Source organism: Pseudomonas sp. FW305-25, from assembly GCF_017351415.1.
In the GTDB taxonomy this organism is placed as follows: Bacteria; Pseudomonadota; Gammaproteobacteria; order Pseudomonadales; family Pseudomonadaceae; genus Aquipseudomonas; species Aquipseudomonas chlororaphis.
Genome location: NZ_JACNDE010000014.1, coordinates 113,536 through 131,650, shown reverse-complemented (window position 1 = coordinate 131,650; position 18,115 = coordinate 113,536). Strand labels below are relative to the sequence as shown.

At 62.9% G+C, this 18,115-nt stretch carries 14 protein-coding genes; 7 read left to right on the top strand and 7 right to left on the bottom strand.

What is annotated here, in order from left to right:
* Nucleotides 1-50 precede the first annotated feature (50 nt).
* Genes J4E58_RS15885 through J4E58_RS15875 form a run of 3 tightly spaced genes read left to right on the top strand, consistent with a single transcriptional unit; the run spans nucleotide 51 to nucleotide 2,766 of the window.
* Nucleotides 51-599: an ankyrin repeat domain-containing protein gene (locus tag J4E58_RS15885; protein ID WP_053262752.1), complete on the top strand. Its 549-nt coding sequence runs from the start codon at nucleotides 51-53 to the stop codon at nucleotides 597-599.
* A 46-nt stretch (nucleotides 600-645) separates the two neighbouring features.
* Nucleotides 646-2,013 (top strand): DNA repair protein RadA, encoded by a 1,368-nt coding sequence (gene radA / locus J4E58_RS15880; RefSeq protein ID WP_007930034.1) that lies wholly within the window; start codon nucleotides 646-648, stop codon nucleotides 2,011-2,013.
* Between the two features lie 24 nt (nucleotides 2,014-2,037).
* On the top strand, nucleotides 2,038-2,766 hold the full coding sequence (locus J4E58_RS15875; RefSeq protein ID WP_087091934.1) for a hypothetical protein: 729 nt from the start codon (nucleotides 2,038-2,040) through the stop codon (nucleotides 2,764-2,766).
* Between the two features lie 25 nt (nucleotides 2,767-2,791).
* Here J4E58_RS15875 and J4E58_RS15870 read toward each other — a convergent pair whose 3' ends face one another.
* Nucleotides 2,792-3,160 (bottom strand): PilZ domain-containing protein, encoded by a 369-nt coding sequence (locus tag J4E58_RS15870; RefSeq protein WP_007930036.1) that lies wholly within the window; start codon nucleotides 3,158-3,160, stop codon nucleotides 2,792-2,794.
* A 53-nt stretch (nucleotides 3,161-3,213) separates the two neighbouring features.
* The gene (locus J4E58_RS15865) at nucleotides 3,214-3,675 is read right to left on the bottom strand and encodes an isoprenylcysteine carboxylmethyltransferase family protein (protein WP_007930037.1); all 462 of its coding nucleotides are present in this window, start codon (nucleotides 3,673-3,675) and stop codon (nucleotides 3,214-3,216) included.
* Nucleotides 3,676-3,884: 209 nt separating this feature from the next.
* Between J4E58_RS15865 and J4E58_RS15860 the strand changes: the two genes are divergently transcribed.
* The 3 genes from J4E58_RS15860 to yjiA all read left to right on the top strand — a co-directional run bounded on the left by J4E58_RS15860 (nucleotide 3,885) and on the right by yjiA (nucleotide 7,287).
* Nucleotides 3,885-5,951, top strand: coding sequence for a carbon starvation CstA family protein (locus J4E58_RS15860; protein WP_053262750.1), 2,067 nt, complete (start codon nucleotides 3,885-3,887; stop codon nucleotides 5,949-5,951).
* 15 nt (nucleotides 5,952-5,966) lie between these two features.
* Nucleotides 5,967-6,164 (top strand): YbdD/YjiX family protein, encoded by a 198-nt coding sequence (locus tag J4E58_RS15855; protein ID WP_007930039.1) that lies wholly within the window; start codon nucleotides 5,967-5,969, stop codon nucleotides 6,162-6,164.
* Nucleotides 6,165-6,315: 151 nt separating this feature from the next.
* Nucleotides 6,316-7,287: a GTPase gene (yjiA, locus tag J4E58_RS15850; protein WP_087091935.1), complete on the top strand. Its 972-nt coding sequence runs from the start codon at nucleotides 6,316-6,318 to the stop codon at nucleotides 7,285-7,287.
* Nucleotides 7,288-7,368: 81 nt separating this feature from the next.
* Here yjiA and J4E58_RS15845 read toward each other — a convergent pair whose 3' ends face one another.
* From J4E58_RS15845 to J4E58_RS15825, 5 genes are all read right to left on the bottom strand, one after another.
* On the bottom strand, nucleotides 7,369-8,079 hold the full coding sequence (locus J4E58_RS15845; RefSeq protein ID WP_087091936.1) for a GntR family transcriptional regulator: 711 nt from the start codon (nucleotides 8,077-8,079) through the stop codon (nucleotides 7,369-7,371).
* 44 nt (nucleotides 8,080-8,123) lie between these two features.
* The gene (locus J4E58_RS15840; protein WP_007930042.1) at nucleotides 8,124-8,828 is read right to left on the bottom strand and encodes a FadR/GntR family transcriptional regulator; all 705 of its coding nucleotides are present in this window, start codon (nucleotides 8,826-8,828) and stop codon (nucleotides 8,124-8,126) included.
* An 83-nt stretch (nucleotides 8,829-8,911) separates the two neighbouring features.
* Nucleotides 8,912-10,225 (bottom strand): C4-dicarboxylate transporter DctA, encoded by a 1,314-nt coding sequence (locus J4E58_RS15835; RefSeq protein WP_009045724.1) that lies wholly within the window; start codon nucleotides 10,223-10,225, stop codon nucleotides 8,912-8,914.
* Nucleotides 10,226-10,579: 354 nt separating this feature from the next.
* Nucleotides 10,580-11,833, bottom strand: a complete 1,254-nt coding sequence (glyA, locus tag J4E58_RS15830; RefSeq protein ID WP_007924771.1) for a serine hydroxymethyltransferase — start codon at nucleotides 11,831-11,833, stop codon at nucleotides 10,580-10,582.
* A gap of 237 nt (nucleotides 11,834-12,070) precedes the next feature.
* Nucleotides 12,071-15,910: a bifunctional diguanylate cyclase/phosphodiesterase gene (locus J4E58_RS15825; protein WP_087091937.1), complete on the bottom strand. Its 3,840-nt coding sequence runs from the start codon at nucleotides 15,908-15,910 to the stop codon at nucleotides 12,071-12,073.
* Between the two features lie 285 nt (nucleotides 15,911-16,195).
* Here J4E58_RS15825 and ettA point away from each other — a divergent pair, with 285 nt between their 5' ends.
* Nucleotides 16,196-17,860 carry an energy-dependent translational throttle protein EttA gene (ettA, locus tag J4E58_RS15820; RefSeq protein WP_007924767.1) on the top strand — a complete coding sequence of 555 codons (1,665 nt, stop codon included), beginning with the start codon at nucleotides 16,196-16,198 and terminating at the stop codon, nucleotides 17,858-17,860.
* Nucleotides 17,861-18,115 lie beyond the last annotated feature (255 nt).

The window sequence follows — 18,115 nt, the reverse complement described above, 5'->3', positions numbered from 1 at the left end:
CGCGGGCAAGCCTCGCTCCTACAGAATCTTTGAGACAAGGGAGTCGCACCATGCGCCTGTTCATTTCGCTGCTGCTGGCCGCCTGCTCGCTGGGCGCTCATGCGCAGCAGCCGGCCCCCGCGGACCCGGTGGCGGTCAAGGTCCAACTAGAGAATTACTACTTCGATGCGGCCCGTCGCGGCGACGTCGAGATGCTCAATACCTTTATCGAGGCTGGTTATTCCCTCGATACCCAGGACGAGAAGGGCTACACCGCCCTGATCCTCGCGGCATATCACGGCCAGGGGCCGGCGGTGGAGCGTTTGCTGGCCGCCGGTGCCGACGCCTGCGTGCAGGATAAAAGGGGCAACACGGCGCTGATGGGCGCCATTTTCAAGGGCGAAGTGAAGATCGCCCGGCGCCTGCTGGCCACCGACTGCAACCCCGACCAGCGCAACGGCGCCGGCCAGACGGCGGCGATGTACGCCGGGCTGTTCAAGCGGGTGGAGCTGCTCGACGCCCTGGCGACCAAGGGCGCCGACCTGAATGCCGAGGACTCGCTGGGCAACAGCGCCACGCGTCTGGCCGAGGGCGAAATCCGCACGGTGGCGCCGCGCTGATCCGCTCCAGCTGAGCTATCATCGCGGTTTTTGCCCGGGGGATCAGATGGCCAAGGCCAAGCGCATGTACGGCTGCACCGAGTGCGGCGCAACCTTTCCCAAATGGGCCGGCCAGTGCGGCGAATGCGGGGCCTGGAACACCCTGACCGAGACCATGGTGGAAAGCGGCGGTGCCGCGGCCCCCAGCGGTCGTACCGGCTGGGCCGGGCAGCAGGCGCAGATCAAGACCCTGGCCGAGGTCAGCGTCGAAGAGATCCCGCGTTTTTCCACGGCTTCCGGCGAACTGGACCGGGTGCTCGGCGGCGGCCTGGTCGATGGTTCGGTGGTGCTGATCGGTGGCGACCCGGGGATCGGCAAGTCGACCATTTTGTTGCAAACCTTGTGCAACATCGCCACCCGCATGCCGGCGCTCTACGTCACCGGCGAGGAATCGCAGCAACAGGTGGCCATGCGCGCCCGGCGCCTGGGCCTGCCCCAGGATCAGCTGCGGGTGATGACCGAAACCTGTATCGAAACCATCATCGCCACGGCCCGGCAGGAGAAGCCCAAGGTCATGGTGATCGACTCGATCCAGACCATCTTCACCGAGCAACTGCAATCGGCCCCCGGCGGTGTTTCCCAGGTGCGCGAAAGCGCGGCGCTACTGGTGCGCTACGCCAAGCAGAGCGGCACGGCGATCTTCCTGGTGGGCCATGTGACCAAGGAGGGTGCGCTGGCCGGGCCGCGGGTCCTCGAGCACATGGTCGACACCGTGCTGTATTTCGAAGGTGAATCCGACGGCCGCCTGCGCTTGCTGCGGGCGGTGAAGAACCGCTTCGGCGCGGTCAACGAGCTGGGCGTGTTCGGCATGACCGACCGCGGCCTGAAAGAAGTTTCCAATCCTTCGGCGATCTTTCTCACCCGTGCCCAGGAAGAAGTCCCGGGCAGTGTGGTCATGGCTACCTGGGAAGGCACCCGGCCGATGCTGGTGGAAGTCCAGGCGCTGGTGGATGACAGCCACCTGGCCAACCCAAGGCGGGTCACCCTGGGCCTGGACCAGAACCGCCTGGCGATGCTGCTGGCGGTACTGCACCGCCACGGCGGCATTCCGACCCACGATCAGGACGTGTTCCTCAACGTCGTCGGCGGGGTCAAGGTGCTGGAAACCGCCTCCGACCTGGCGTTGATGGCGGCGGTGATGTCCAGCCTGCGCAATCGGCCCTTGCCCCACGACTTGCTGGTGTTCGGCGAAGTCGGCCTGTCCGGCGAAGTGCGCCCGGTGCCGAGCGGCCAGGAGCGCCTCAAGGAAGCGGCCAAGCACGGCTTCAAGCGGGCCATCGTGCCCAAGGGCAATGCCCCAAAAGAGCCTCCACCGGGCCTGCGAATCATTGCGGTAACCCGTCTGGAGCAGGCGCTGGATGCGCTGTTCGAATGACCCCTTACTGAAAGGAAGCAGTTGATGCGGATGACAGGAGCGGGCCTTGGCGCCCTTGGTTTTACGCTGTTGTGGGCCAGCGGCCTGGCTGCGGCCAGCCAGGAAGATGCGCCGCACGGCTATCGGATCGCCCAGGAACTGCTGGTCGGCGACGGCACGGTGCTCGAGGTGCTGGAAGACCGGCGCATCACCGCGCAATTGCATGCGCAGAGCTGGGGCAGTGGCCTGGACGAGGAAACCTTCGACGAGTCGACGGACAGCGAGCACCAGCCGCAGCTGGAGGCTCGGGTGCGCCTGGTGTCGGAGGTTGGCGAAGTGCTGGCCGAGCAGGCCCTGGGCTACCCGCTGGCGAAGGTGGAGAAGGCACCGCTCAGCGGCCTGCCATACCCGGCATTTTTCCTCACCGTCGATCAGACGGCCCCAATGGGCAGCTATAGCGGCCCGGCCACGCAGATCCTGGCGCCGACGCAAAGCCGCTTGGAGCCCGTACTGTATCGGGACGAAAACGGCGAGCAGCGCCCGCTGGAGATGGCCCAGACCGGCAAGGCGGCCTGGCGGATACTTCCATCGGCATCGGGGGCTACCGAGTCGATCGCCCAGGTGTCTTCGGCGCCTGCCAGCGAGGGTGACGATTTTGTGATCACCTACCGGATTTATCGCTGGGTGGACGGGCAGTGGACCGCCGCCAGTCGGCAACAGCCCGGTTATTGGGATATGGAAAGCGAATTCCCCGAGCCCTCGGCGTTCCCCTGAACGGCTGACGGGAAGAGGCGGGCGCTCAAACCTCCAGCAGCGCCCCCAGCTCGCGCTCCAGCTCCTGCGGGTCGGCGAGATTCAGTTCGATCAGCCGGCGCAGATGTTCGATCGACTCCAAGTCTATATGCAGGCAGACGAAGCCCAACTGACCGTGATCGTCGTGCGCCAGTCGCACGTCCATGCGTACTTCGGCGTCATCGCTCAAATGGATATCGGCTTCGAACGGCTGGCTTTCGTCCCCCAGCCAGGGATCGGGGCGCTGGATCAGCATGCCCCTGAGCGAGAGATCGACCAACTGCACGGACCAGCGATAAGGGCCCTGGCTCAGTTCGGTACGGGCATCGAAGGCGATGCGTTTGAAACGGCGACGATCGGAATGGTGTTCGCTCATGAGCAGCCCCTCTGCATGGTGAAATGACTATAGACCCGGGTTTGCCCAACCCGCTACAGCCAGCGGCGCACCTTGCGGCAATAGTCACGGTAGCGGTCGCCGAACAACTCCAGCAGATGGTGCTCGTCCGGCCGGATCACCGTCAGGTTCATCAGGTAAATCAGCAGCGGCAACAGCAGCCACGGCCACAGGCTGCCGAGCAACAGGGCGATGGCGCAGTAACCCAGGGTGTCGCCGAGATTGATGGGGTTGCGCGAGATTGCGAACGGGCCATCGCACAGCAGGCGCCGGGGTTCGCCGGCATTGCTGGTGGTGGTGTGCCGTTGCCTGAGACGCCACATCGCCCAGAACGACAGGCCCTGGCCGCCGATAATCAACAGCAGGGCCAAGGTGCGCAGCCAGCCGTTGACCGGGACCGGCAAGGGCACACCGTCGGCAAGCGACAGCGCCGCCACCAGGAACAGCAGATACAGCAGCGGCGGTGACAACGGCGGTCTATTGGGCGGCGCGGGCATGGGCACTCCAGACGACGAGTCCTTACAGGTGCGACCGCTTTTTCGCTCGGGTGGTTCAGTGCTCCGGGAACGCTTGCACCGAGGCGGTGCAAAACCTAGGAAAAAACTCAAAAGGACGCTCTAGACCAACGTGGGGGGTGGCCTTTGGGGCCAGTAGCGCTAAACTCCGGATGGCTGTCTTTCTTGTCCACCCTGGCTGGAATAATAAAATGAAAAATAATAATAGCCCGCTACGCCACTTACCCTGGCTGGTGCTGGCAATCGTAGGAGCGTGCGCCCTCGGCGTAGTGGCATTGCGCCGCGGCGAGGCGATCAACGCCTTGTGGATCGTGGTTGCTGCCGTGGCCATCTATCTGGTCGCATACCGTTACTACAGCCTGTTCATCGCTAACAACGTGATGCAGCTCGATGCGCGCCGGGCCACCCCCGCCGTGCTCAACAACGACGGTCTGGACTACGTTCCGACCAACAAGCACATTCTCTTCGGTCACCACTTCGCGGCCATCGCCGGCGCGGGCCCGCTGGTGGGGCCGGTACTGGCGGCGCAGATGGGCTATCTGCCCGGCACGCTCTGGCTGATTGCCGGGGTGGTGCTGGCGGGGGCGGTGCAGGACTTCATGGTCCTGTTCATGTCCACCCGGCGCAACGGCCGTTCCCTGGGCGACATGGTCCGTGAGGAAATGGGCCGGATCCCGGGGACCATCGCGCTGTTCGGCTGCTTCCTGATCATGATCATCATCCTCGCGGTGCTGGCGCTGATCGTGGTCAAGGCCCTGGCCGAAAGCCCGTGGGGCATCTTCACGGTGATGGCGACCATCCCGATCGCGATGTTCATGGGCGTCTACATGCGCTACATCCGCCCGGGCCGCATCGGTGAAATCTCCATCATCGGCGTGCTCCTGCTGCTGGGCTCGATCTGGCTGGGGGGCCAGATTGCCGCGGATCCCGTGTGGTCCAAGGCCTTCACCTTCACCGGCGTACAGATCACCTGGATGCTGATCGGCTACGGTTTCGTCGCCGCGGTGCTGCCGGTATGGCTGATCCTGGCGCCTCGCGACTACCTGTCGACCTTCCTCAAGATCGGCACCATCATCGCCCTGGCGATCGGCATCCTGATCACCATGCCCGAGCTGAAAATGCCGGCGCTGACCCAGTTCACCGACGGCACCGGCCCGGTCTGGAAAGGCGGCCTGTTCCCGTTCCTGTTCATCACCATCGCCTGTGGCGCGGTGTCCGGCTTCCACGCGCTGATCTCTTCCGGGACCACGCCGAAGCTGCTGGATAACGAAACCAACGCCCGTTACATCGGTTACGGCGGCATGCTGATGGAGTCCTTCGTGGCCATCATGGCGATGGTTGCCGCTTCGGTGATCGAGCCTGGCGTGTACTTCGCTATGAACAGCCCGGCGGCCATCGTCGGCGGTGACGTGGTCACTGTGGCGCAGACGGTCAGCAGCTGGGGCTTTGCCATTACTCCGGACGCCCTGCAAGCGGTGGCCAAGGACATCGGTGAAACCACCATCCTGGCCCGTGCCGGCGGTGCGCCGACCCTGGCGGTCGGTATCGCGCAGATCCTCCACCATGTGCTGCCGGGCGAGAACACCATGGCGTTCTGGTACCACTTCGCGATCCTGTTCGAAGCGCTGTTCATCCTGACCGCGGTGGACGCCGGTACCCGTGCCGGTCGTTTCATGCTGCAGGACCTGCTGGGCTCCTTCGTGCCAGCCCTGAAACGCACCGAGTCCTGGACCGCCAACCTGATCGCCACCGCCGGCTGCGTGGCCCTTTGGGGTTACCTGCTGTACCAGGGCGTGATCGACCCGCTGGGCGGCATCAACACCCTGTGGCCACTGTTCGGCATCTCCAACCAGATGCTGGCGGGTATCGCATTGATGCTTGGCACCGTGGTGCTGATCAAGATGAAGCGTCAACGCTACATCTGGGTGACCTTGCTGCCAGCCGCCTGGCTGCTGATCTGCACCACCACCGCGGGCCTCATCAAGCTGTTCGACGCCAACCCGGCCGTCGGTTTCCTGGCCCTGGCCAAGAAGTACAGCGATGCCCTGGCCAATGGTCAGATCCTCGCGCCGGCCAAGGACATCACGCAGATGCAGCACGTGATCTTCAACGCCTACACCAACGCCACGCTGACGGTGCTGTTCCTGCTGGTGGTATTCAGCATCCTGTTCTACGCCCTCAAGGTGGGTATTTCCGCCTGGGGTAAAAAAGAACGCACGGATAAAGAATCGCCATTCCATGCACTGCCAGATGCTTGATCGAGGATTGCAATCGTGTTCAATGACCTGAGTCGCCTCGGTAAATACCTCGGTCAGGCCGCGCGCCTGATGGTCGGCATGCCCGACTACGACAACTACGTCGAGCATATGCAGACCAAGCACCCGGACAAGCCGGTGATGTCGTACGAGGCGTTCTTCCGGGAACGCCAGGAAGCACGGTACGGCGGCAAAGCCGGGCCAAAATGCTGTTGATTCGTTAGTCCCTCTGTAGGAGCGAGCGTGCTCGCGAAAAACGTAAAGACACCGAGTTCATTCTGAACGCACGCGGTGTCCTTGAGTTCTTCGCGAGCAAGCTCGCTCCTACAGTTGTTTTTGCGTTCCCATTTTTTCAGGAGAACCGCTTTTGTCCTCTCCAATCCCCGTCACCGTTCTCAGCGGCTTCCTCGGCGCGGGCAAGACCACCTTGCTGCGTCACCTGCTCAAGGCCGAACACGGCCTGAAAATCGCCGTGATCGAAAACGAATTCAGCGATGCCGGTATCGACACCCAGTTGCTGGGCGACGAGCCGGTGCAAGTGATGACGCTGTCCAATGGCTGCGTCTGCTGCACCATCCACACCGATCTGACCAAGGCGCTGTACCTGTTGCTGGAACGGCTGGACAGCGGCGAGATCGCCTTCGACCGGCTGGTGATCGAATGCACCGGGCTGGCCGACCCCGCGCCCGTGGCCCAGACCTTCTTCATCGACGAAGAGCTGCGCGAGCGCTATATCCTCGACGGCATCATCACCCTGGTGGACGCCAAGCACGCCGAGCACCACCTGACCCAAACCATCGCCCAGGCCCAGATCGGCTTCGCCGATCGCCTGCTGGTGAGCAAGCGCGACCTGGTGGACGAGCAGACCTTCAACGCGCTGAGCGAGCGCCTGACCCGGATCAACCGCCGTGCGCCGATCCGTGTGGTCGAGCATGGCCGCATCGACCTGGCCGAACTGCTGGATGTGCGAGGCTTCAACCTGAACGCCGACCTGGGTGGCGGAGTCAGCCTGCGTCCGGTGAGCAAGGCGCCCTCCATCGATCGTATTTCCAGCCTGGTGCTGCGCACCGACGCGCCGCTGGATATCGACCGGCTCAGCGAGTTCATGAACGAACTGCTGGAAGAGCACGGCAAGCAACTGCTGCGCTACAAGGGCGTGCTGAACATTGCCGGTGAGCCACGGCGCCTGGTGTTCCAGGGCGTGCTCAAGCTGTACGGTTTCGACTGGGATACTGAATGGGCCGAAGGCGAGACACGGGAGAGCGTGATTGTGTTCATTGCCGACGATCTGCCGGAAGAGAAGATCCGTGCCGGATTCGCCCGGATGGCGGCGCAGTAGTTTCGTTACACATTTGCCACGAGGTCATCGCGAACAAGCCCGCTCCGGTCTGCAGGAGCGAGCGTGCTCGCGAAACGCCGGTTACTGTGGAACCGCGCTGGCCTTGAGCAACCTTTCCTCCAGGTGATCCAGGTGCCCGGTCATCAAGGCGACCGCGGCCTTTACGTCACCGTCTTCGATGGCATCGACAATCGCCGCGTGCTCTTGCCAGGCGCAATGGCTGCAGGCGCGGGTTTCATGGTGGGCAATCGCCAGTGACGTCAGCGGCACCAGGCTGCCGAGGAAGTGCGCCAGCGGCGCGTTGCCGGCCACCTCGGCCAATTGCAGGTGAAACTCGCCGGACAGGCGGATCGCCGGGCCACGCAAGCCGCGGTCGATGCAATCGCGCTCAGCGGAGATCAGTTCTCGCAGACGCTTGAGGTTGCGCGGGGCCGGTTGCTGGCAGGCGAGCCTGACCAGGGTGATTTCCGTCAGGCGGCGGGCGTGCAGGATCTGTCGCGTTTGCTCGTGGTCCGGAGCCGCCACCTGAGGCCGATGGTTGGGCCGCAGGATGATCACCTGTTGATGGGACAAACGCGCCAGGACCTGGCGAATGATGCTGCGACTGACCCCGAACACTTCGCCGAGGCTGTCCTCGGTGAACCGGCTGGCGGGGGCGATGCGTTGTTCGAGAATGGCATCGAAAATCTGCGGGTAGACATCGTCGACCAGCAGTTTTTTCTCGCCGCTGCGGCGCCGTGGCAGGGCAGCGGGGAGGGGGAATGCAAGTTTGTTCAAGGCGTAGCTGGCCATGGCCTGTCTCCAGTCCGGTTACCGATACGAAAGTGTTGTGCGGCTTAGTTGCCCAGATGGTCGTCCGGGATGTTCAGCTCGATGCCCATGCGCTGGCCTTCCCTGAGGATGTGCCGGCGCATTTCGGCACTGGCCAGCGCGCTGTTCTTGTTGCGGATCGCCCGGACCACCGCTTCGTTTTCTTCCAGGCGTTCGGCCAGGTGCTCCGGCGAGTTGCGCAGGATCTCAGCGCTCTGCTTGAGGGCGTTGCTGGTCTGCTGCACCACGTTCTGGAAGATCGGGTTGGAGGTCAGGGTGAACAGCTCTTCATGGAAGGCGATGTAGGCGTTCATCCCGGCTTCGCTGTCGTTGGCGTCCAAGGCCTCGCGCATGTCCATCAGGGTCAGGCGCAACTGGCCCACTTCCTTGCTGCTGATGGACTGCGCCACCAGGCCGACGATGAACGGCTCGAGGGTGTAGCGCAGTTGCAGTACATCCTCGAGGCTGGCGCCCGCCACGCCGCTGTCGCTGGCCGGTTGTTCGTTGAGGCTGGCCTCAAGCACCACCACGCCTTTGCCGGGCATGGAGCGCACCAGGCCCAGGGTTTCCAGAACAGTCACCGCCTCACGCAGGCTCGGGCGGCTGATGCCCAGTTGCTCGGCCAATTCACGTTGCCCTGGCAGCATGTCGCCGGAGCGCCATTGACCACGGGCCAAGGCCGCCCGCAGCTTTTCTACCACTGAATTTACAACCGTTGACGAGGTGATCACTGTTCACTCCCTGGAATATGGCGGATGAGGCCCATGGCAGGCGCTGATTGTTGTGCCTGCCGGCGAGAGGCACAAGGCATGCCTCAGAACTCCTGCTGCTGCGCGCCGGGCAGCGGTTTGCGCGGTTGGAAACCATAGCCCTGCTGGCCGCTCAGGACTTTGTTGGCCCGTTGAATATCGATGTCTTTTTCCCAGCGGGCGATCGCCACGGTGGCGACGCAGTTGCCGATCAGGTTGGTCAACGCCCGGCCGATGCCCATGAACCAGTCCACTGCCAGCACCAGCACCAGGCCCACCACCGGGATGGCCGGGATCGCCGTCAGGGTGGCGGCCAGGATCACCAGCGCCGAACCGGGAATCCCGTGGGCGCCTTTGGAGGTGATCAGCGACACCAGCAAGATGGTCAGCAAATCGGACATCGACAACGGCGTACCGGTGGCATTGGCGATGAAGACGATGGCCAGGGTCAGGTAGATCGAGAAACCGTCGAGGTTGAACGAATAACCCGTCGGGATGACCAGGCCGACCGTGGAGCTGCCGATGCCCAGGTGCTCCAGTTTGCGCATGATCTGTGGCAGTACGGCGTCGGAGGAGGCGGTGCCGAGGACGATCAGCAGCTCCTCGCGCAGGTATTTGAGGAACGGCAGCATGCGCAGGCCGGAACAGCGCATGACCAGCCCGAGAATCACCGCCACGAAGGCGAAGCAGGTCAGGTAGAACAGGCCCACCAGGCTGCCCAGGTGCTGCAGCGAGTCCAGGCCGTATTTGCTGGTGGTGAAGGCGATGGCGCCGAACACGCCGATCGGCGCCAGGCGCACGATCATGCCCATGATGCGGAAAATGATGTGGCTGAGTTCGTTGATCAGCCGCGAGATGCCGGAAGCGGCTTCGCCCACCAGGTTCAGCGCGCTGCCGAACAGCACGGAGAACAGCAGCACCTGCAGGATGTTGTTTTCGGCGAAGGCGCCCAGTACCGAGTTGGGGATCAGCCCCATCAGGAACTCGGAGGTGCCATGCATGTGCTGGCTGCGCTGGGCGATGTCGCCCATGTCGGCGGCGGACAGCTGTTCCAGATGGATATTGGCTCCGCTGCCGATGCCGGTGGTGAAGGCGAAGACCAGGCCGATCACCAGGGCGATGGTGGTCAGGACTTCGAAGTAGATGACCGATTTGAGCCCGATGCGTCCGACCTTTTTCAGGTCGCCGGCGCCGGAGATGCCGCTGACCACCACGCAGAAGACGATCAGGCCGATCAGCATCTTGATCAGCTTGATAAAGGCATCGCCCAGTGGCTTGAGTTGCGAGGAGTATTCGGGGAGTGTCAGTCCGCACACGATGCCGAGCATCAGTCCGAGGACTACCTGGAGGAAAATCGAACGCGAGCACCATCTGAGCATGAGGGGAATCCTGGTCGGTGTCCCGGCTGCCGTGCGCGGAGCGCATCAGATTCGGGACTTAATTATTGTGGTCTTACCGGTATGTCCAGTGCAGGCGCAGTCTATGCCCGAGTTTCCCGCGAATACAAGGGTAAATCCGAAAATTGGCATGACCGGTCTGACCAGTGGTGCTGATCCTGTAGCCGCTGCCGCAGGCTGCGATAAGGCCGAAGGCCTTCCTGCGATCTTCAGAGTGTCGCGGCCGTGCCGGCCGATCGCAGCCTGCGGCAGCGGCTACAGGCTCCGGGCCAGACAATTCGCGGCCGAAAAAAAGCCCGGCGCGAAGGCCGGGCTTTTCAGGTAACGCTCTGCTAATTAAGCGCCGTATACCGGCAGCTTCTTGCAGATGGCTTTGACTTTCTCACGAACGGCGTCGATCACCGCTTCGTTATTCAGGTCAGCCAGGATGTCGCAGATCCAGCCAGCCAGTTCCTTGCACTCGGCTTCCTTGAAGCCGCGAGTGGTCACAGCCGGAGTACCGAAGCGCAGGCCGGAGGTAACGAACGGGGAGCGTGGGTCGTTTGGCACGGAGTTCTTGTTCACGGTGATGAAGGCCTTGCCCAGAGCGGCATCGGCGTCTTTACCGGAGATTTCCTGCTTGATCAGCGACAGCAGGAACAGGTGGTTCTGCGTACCGCCGGAAACCACGTCGAAACCGCGCTCGATGAACACGCCGGCCATGGCCTGGGCGTTCTTCACCACTTGTTGCTGGTAGGCCTTGAACTCAGGCTGCAGCGCTTCCTTGAAGCAGATGGCCTTGGCGGCAATCACGTGCTCCAGCGGACCGCCCTGGGCGCCCGGGAATACCGCGGAGTTCAGCTTCTTCTCGATGTCGGCGTTGGCGCGCGCCAGGATCAGGCCGCCACGTGGACCGCGCAGGGTCTTGTGGGTGGTGGTGGTTACCACGTCGGCGAAAGGCACCGGGTTCGGGTAGACGCCAGCGGCGACCAGCCCCGCAACGTGAGCCATATCAACAAAGAGATAGGCACCGACCTTGTCGGCGATTGCGCGGAAACGTGGGAAGTCCAGGACCTGCGAGTAGGCAGAGAAACCGGCCACGATCATTTTCGGCTTGTGCTCGACCGCCAGGCGCTCGACTTCGTCGTAGTCGATCAGGCCGTTGGCATCGATGCCGTACTGGATGGCGTTGTACAGCTTGCCGGAGGAGGAAACGCTGGCGCCGTGGGTCAGGTGACCGCCGTGGGCCAGGCTCATACCCAGGATGGTGTCGCCAGCCGACAGCAGCGCCAGGTAAACGGCGGCGTTGGCTTGCGAGCCGGCGTGCGGCTGGACGTTGGCGTAGTCGGCGCCGAACAGCTCCTTGGCACGGTCGATGGCCAGCTGCTCAACCACGTCGACGTATTCGCAGCCGCCGTAGTAACGCTTGCCTGGGTAACCTTCGGCGTATTTGTTGGTCAGCACCGAGCCTTGAGCTTCCATCACCGCAGGGCTGGTGTAGTTTTCCGAAGCGATCAGCTCAATGTGCTCTTCCTGGCGCTGAGCTTCTTGCTCCATGGCGGCAAAGAGATCGGCGTCGTACTTGGCAATAGTCAAATCACGGCTGAACATGGCGGTCCTCAAGGATCGGGGCAGAAAAGGGGGGCATTCTAACCCAACGGGTTTTAGATGGCATATGAAAGGACATCATGTCGCAGACAAGTGGTGTTCATGAGCTGCCCAGGCTGAGCCCTGTAGCCGCTGCCGCAGGCTGCGATCGACCACGCAGTGGTCGTGCTCTTGAGGCCAGAAGGCCTTCGGCCTTATCGCAGCCTGCGGCAGCGGCTACAGGGATGGCGATGCCCGGGGTCAATCGAACATGAACAGCGCGTCGTTGCTGAACTGCCCTTCGAAGCTGTTGGCCGGCATCGGCCGGCCGAACAGATAGCCCTGGACTTCGTCACAGCCGTGCTCGCGCAGGAAGTCCAATTGCTCATGGGTTTCCACGCCCTCGGCGATCACCGCCAGGTTCAGGCTGTGGGCCATGGCGATGATGGCGCGGGCGATCTGCGCGTCCTGCTCGCCGGACGGCAGGCCGTCGACGAAGGTGCGGTCGATCTTCAAGACATCGATGGGGAACTGCTTGAGGTAGTTCAGCGATGAATAACCGGTACCGAAGTCGTCGACTGCGATGCTCAGGCCGAGGTTCTTCAGCCCGTCGAGGATCTGCATCGCCTCGCTGACTTCGCGCATCAGGATACTTTCGGTCAGTTCCAGCTCCAGGCAGGCCGGCGGCAGGCCGGTGTCCTTGAGGATGGTGGCGATCCGCATTCCCAGCTGACCATCGGAGAATTGCCGGGCCGAGATGTTCACCGAGACCTTCGGCACCCGGACCTTGGCCTGATGCCATACCTTGAGCTGGCGGCAGGCTTCGCTGATGACCCAGTCGCCGACATCCACCACCAGCCCCAGTTCTTCGAGCACCGGGATGAAGTCTCCCGGCGGTACCAGCCCGCGTCGCGGATGGCGCCAGCGCAGCAGGGCCTCGGCGCCGGTCAGGCGCTTGCCGTCGCCGCTGAACTGCGGCTGGTAGTAGAGGATGAATTCCTGCTGTTCCAGGGCGTGGCGCAGGTCGCTTTCCAGCTCCAGGCGTTCCAGGGCGCTGGCATTCATGTCGGCCTGGTAGAACTGGAAGTTGTTCTTGCCGCGCTCCTTGGCGTGGTACATCGCGGTGTCGGCGTTTTTCATCAGCTGGCTCAGTTCGTTGCCGTCCTGCGGGCTCAGGGCAATGCCGATACTGGCGGTGACGAAGAACTCACGGCCTTCGAGCACGAACGGCTTCACCAGGCTGGCGAGAATCTGTTCGGCAACGTGGATCGCCCGGTTCAGGGCGATCTCGCGGCTGGTCCGCGGTTGCAGGAGCAGGGTGAACTCATCGCCGCCCATGCGCGCCACGGTGTCGTCATCGTCGACGCAATCGAGCAGGCGGGTGGCCATCTCCTTGAGCATCCGGTCGCCCGCGGCGTGGCCCAGGGAGTCGTTGATCGGCTTGAAACGGTCCAGGTCGAGGAACATCAGCACCACCCAGGACTTCTGCCGCTCCGCCGATTGCAGGGCGGTGTGCAGGCGGTCCTGGAACAGGGTGCGGTTGGGCAGGTGGGTCAGGGCGTCGTAGTAGGCCAGGCGGTGAATGCGCTGTTCGCTGGCCTTGCGTTCGCTGATGTCGGTGAAGAAGCATACGTAGCTGGCCAGGTCGCCTTCGTCATCGAGTACCGCGGTGATGCCGACCCAGGCCGGATAGTGCTCGCCGTTGCGACGCTTGAGCCAGACCTCGCCTTCCCAGGTGCTGTGCTGGTGCAGCTGCTTGAGCACATAGCGCAGGTGGGCTTCCTGCTGTTCGTCGACGGTGAGCATGTTCGGCAACTGGTCGAGCACCTGGGACACCGCGTAGCCACTGACCCGGCTGAACGCTTCGTTGGCCTGGACGATGTAGCCCGCCGGGTCGGTGATCAGGATCGCCGAGGTCGAGTGCTCGAATACCGTGGCCGCCATGCGCAGGTCTTTTTCCGCGCGACGCTGCTGGCTGATATCGCGGCCGACCCCGAGCACGCCTTCGAAAGCGCCGTGTTCGTCCCACACCAGCACCAGGCGCAACTCGATCGGAATCTTGCGCCCGTCGGCCCGCAGGCAGTCGAACAGGAACAACTGGGTCTGCACCTGGTTACGCAGGCGTGCCAGTTGCTCGGGCTTGTCCAGGGCCTTGCTGACCCGCTCCATCAGGGCGTAGATGCCGGTCAGTTGTTGCGGGTTGGCGATGGTCGATTGCCAGCCGTTCTGGAAGATCCACTCCGCGTCATAACCCAGTACCGACTGCACCGAGGGGCTGACATAGTTGAGGGCCATCTTACTGTCGGTGGAGAAAATCACGTCGCTGATGCTTTCGGCGAGCATGCGATAGCGTCGTTCGCTGTCGCGCAGGGATTCGCTGGCCTCGATCTGGTCGGTGATGTCTTTGGCCACGCCGATGATGCGCGTGACCTGATCGTACTTGTCCCGCGCCAGGGCCTGTTCGCGGATGTCGAAACAGCGCCATTGGCCGCTGCGGTGGCGAAAGCGCAAGTGGCACTGCAGCAACTGCAGGTAGCCGGCATGCCGCTGTTCCTGGCGCAGGCGGTGATAGAGGTCGGCGTCTTCCGGGTGCAGGAGGATTTCCCAGAAATACTCGCCCATCTGGTGCAGTTCGGTCTTGTTGTAGCCGAGGGTCTGGCCCAGGTGATGGTTGCTGAAGATCATCCGCTGGCTGATGACGTCCTGCACATAAAGGTGGTCCGGCACGGTGCGCACCACATCCGACCAGAAACCCTCGCGCTCCAGCAGCGACAGCTCGATGAGCTTGCGGCTGGTGATGTCGCTGATGCTGAGGATCACCGCGCGATAGTCGCAGGGGTCTTCCGGCAGGCGCAGTACCAGCCACAGATGCTGGTCGTGGCCCTGGGCGTCGCTAAGGCGGATTTCCAGCTCCAGCTGTTTGTGCTGGTTGATCACGGTCTCCAGCAACTGGTTGCCGATGGCGCTGCTGTGGAGCGGACTGCCTTCGATCAGCAGTTTCCAGGCCTGCTCGCAGGAGTCGACGTTGAGCAGCCGCAGGGCCACCTGATTGACCTCGGTGACGCGCAGTTCTTCAAGCAGCAGCTGGCGCTGCTGTGGGCTGTGCTCCAGCCAGGCCTTGAGCTGTTCGCTGTCGTGCAGTTGCGCCTTGTCGAGAAACGCCGGCAGCCCGGAGATATCCAGGACACAGAGAGCGACCCCGGTGCCTTCGAAAATATCCTGATAGCGCCGACGCCCTTCGTGCAACTGACGCTGGCGGCGGCGCATATTCAGCAACGCGATCACCGGCAGCAGGGAAAACGCTAGCCCCAGCAGGCACTTGGCGATAAACGCCGGCAACAGTTGCTCGATCACCGCGCGATCGTCGAACAGGCCGCGCAGTTGCCAGTCGCTATTGCCCAGTGGCGCGACCAGCACGCTGTTGGCTATGTCGTCGGTGCTCACCGGGGTGTTGCTGCCGTCGTCGCGGCTGAGGGTTTTCTGGTTCAGACGGTTTTCAATGACCCAGGTCGGGTGAAAACCCTGGTCGGGACTGGGCTCCAGGGACTGGACGAAAGACGGTGCCAGGCGCAGCACCCAGTAACTCTTGAGGGCGCCGCTGGGCTGGTGCAACAGCAGCTGTACCAGCGCGCCGTTGGTGGCGTTGCTGTAGTAGTAGCGCTGGCCGCGGCTGCGGCTGGTCAGCTCGGCAAGCCATGCGGCGTCCTGGCCGTCGGCGCCACTGTCGCTGATGAGCTGGCCCTTGGCATCCAGCAGCGCGATGCTTTGCAGGTCGGGCAGGGACAGCTGCAGCCTTTTCAGCAGCAGTTGTTGCTGTTCGGCATTCTGGGGCGGTTCGACGATCGGTAGCAGGTTGAGGGCGATCTGCGCATTGAGTGCCAGGTTGAGGCTGATGTGCTCGGCCAGGTCGGCGTTGTAGTCGATCGCGTGTTGACGCTGGTCTTTGCGGCTCTGTTGCAGTTGGTCGAGCAGTTGCCAGAACAGCAGGGCGAGCAGCAGCAGGACCAGGGTCGCCAGCACGCCTTTCAGGGTGCCGCGCAGGGGCGAGCTGGACGCAGGTGCAGGTGCGCGCAGGGAAAAGGGCGGAGTGGCATTGGACAAACTGTGATCCTGCGGTTTGGCTGGACTGGCGCGACGTGCACTATAAGCCGGACGCCCGAAGGGCGGCTAGCATGCCTTGAGTTGTGGCAAAGTGCCAGCCCTGGCTGGCTGGACCTTGCCCGGCCATTGAGGTAGCTTTGCCGGTTACGCGGGAGCGCTCCAGCTCCAGACAATCAGGCTTTTTCCGTACGCAGGCATTGATCGCGATCAAATGCCGGCGCCGCGCATGGCCTGGCCCGGGCTTCGCCCGCTCTCCATTCATCAGTCACTGACGCTAGGTTCATCATGGCTCAATACGTCTTCACCATGCATCGGCTGGGAAAAGTTGTTCCGCCGAAGCGGGAAATCCTGAAAAACATCTCTCTGTCGTTCTTCCCGGGCGCCAAGATCGGCGTGCTGGGCCTCAACGGTTCGGGTAAGTCCACCCTGCTGAAAATCATGGCCGGCGTCGACACCGAGTTCGAGGGCGAAGCCCGTCCGATGCCCGAGCTGAACATCGGCTACCTGCCCCAGGAGCCTCAGCTGGATCCGACCAAGACCGTGCGTGAAGTGGTCGAGGAAGCGGTCAGCGTGATCAAGGACGCCCAGGCGCGCCTGGACGAGGTCTACGCGGCCTACGCCGATCCGGATGCCGACTTCGATAAGCTGGCTGCCGAACAGGCCAAGCTCGAAGCGATCCTGCAGGCCAGCGATGGCCACAACCTGGAGCGCCAGCTGGAAGTCGCCGCCGATGCGCTGCGCCTGCCGGCCTGGGACGCCAAGGTCGAACACCTGTCCGGTGGTGAAAAGCGTCGCGTGGCCCTGTGCCGCCTGCTGCTGTCCGCTCCGGACATGCTGCTGCTCGACGAACCGACCAACCACCTGGACGCCGATTCCGTGGCCTGGCTGGAACACTTCCTCCATGATTTCCCGGGCACCGTGGTTGCGATCACGCACGACCGTTACTTCCTGGACAACGTCGCCGGCTGGATCCTCGAGCTCGACCGTGGCGCCGGTATTCCTTACGAGGGCAACTATTCGGGCTGGCTGGAAGCCAAGTCCGATCGTCTGGCCCAGGAATCCAAGCAGCAGTCGGCCCATGAAAAGGCCATGAAGGAAGAGCTGGAGTGGGTGCGCAAGGGCGCCAAGGCTCGACAGTCGAAATCCAAGGCCCGTCTGGCCCGCTTCGAAGAAATGCAATCGCAGGAATTCCAGAAGCGCAGCGAGACCAACGAGATCTACATCCCGGCCGGTCCGCGCCTGGGCGACAAGGTCATCGAGTTCAAGAACGTCACCAAGGGCTACGGCGATCGCGTGCTGATCGACAACCTGTCGTTCTCCATGCCCAAAGGCGCCATCGTCGGCGTGATCGGCGGTAACGGCGCCGGTAAGTCCACCCTGTTCCGCATGCTGATGGGCAAGGAAACACCGGACTCGGGCAGCATCGAAGTCGGCGAAACCGTGCAGCTGGCTTGCGTCGACCAGAGCCGCGAAGACCTGGACGGCAGCAAGACTGTGTTCCAGCAGATCTCCGACGGTTCCGACCAGATCCGCATCGGCAGCTACGAGATCCCGTCGCGTACCTACGTCGGCCGTTTCAACTTCAAGGGCGGCGACCAGCAGAAGTTCGTCAAGGACCTGTCCGGTGGTGAGCGTGGCCGCCTGCACCTGGCCCTGACCCTGAAAGAGGGCGGCAACGTCCTGCTGCTCGACGAACCGTCCAACGACCTCGACGTCGAAACCCTGCGTTCCCTGGAAGAAGCCCTGCTGGACTTCCCGGGCGCCGCCATTGTGATCTCCCACGACCGGTGGTTCCTCGACCGTGTCGCGACCCACATCCTGGCGTACGAAGACGACTCGCAAGCGGTGTTCTTCGAAGGCAACTACACCGAGTACGAAGCCGATCGCAAGAAGCGCCTCGGCGACGCGGCAGCCCAACCGCACCGCGTGCGTTACAAGAAACTGGCCTGATCGGGCAAGTTGCTTGAAAGAAACGGAGCCTTCGGGCTCCGTTTTTTTTGCCTGTTTTTCGGGTTCGCCAACATGGGGCATTGCTGGTGGTTCTGATCCCCTGAATGGTGCGTTAAATGCCGGAAATGGCGGAAAATTTATATCAATTGCACCATTTAAATTCATAACTGCGACATTTTGCTCTGTCATGGTGCTGTTCGAGTTGCTAAAGTCCCGGGCAAATCTGCGTTAACGACAATAAATTTGCCGAGACTT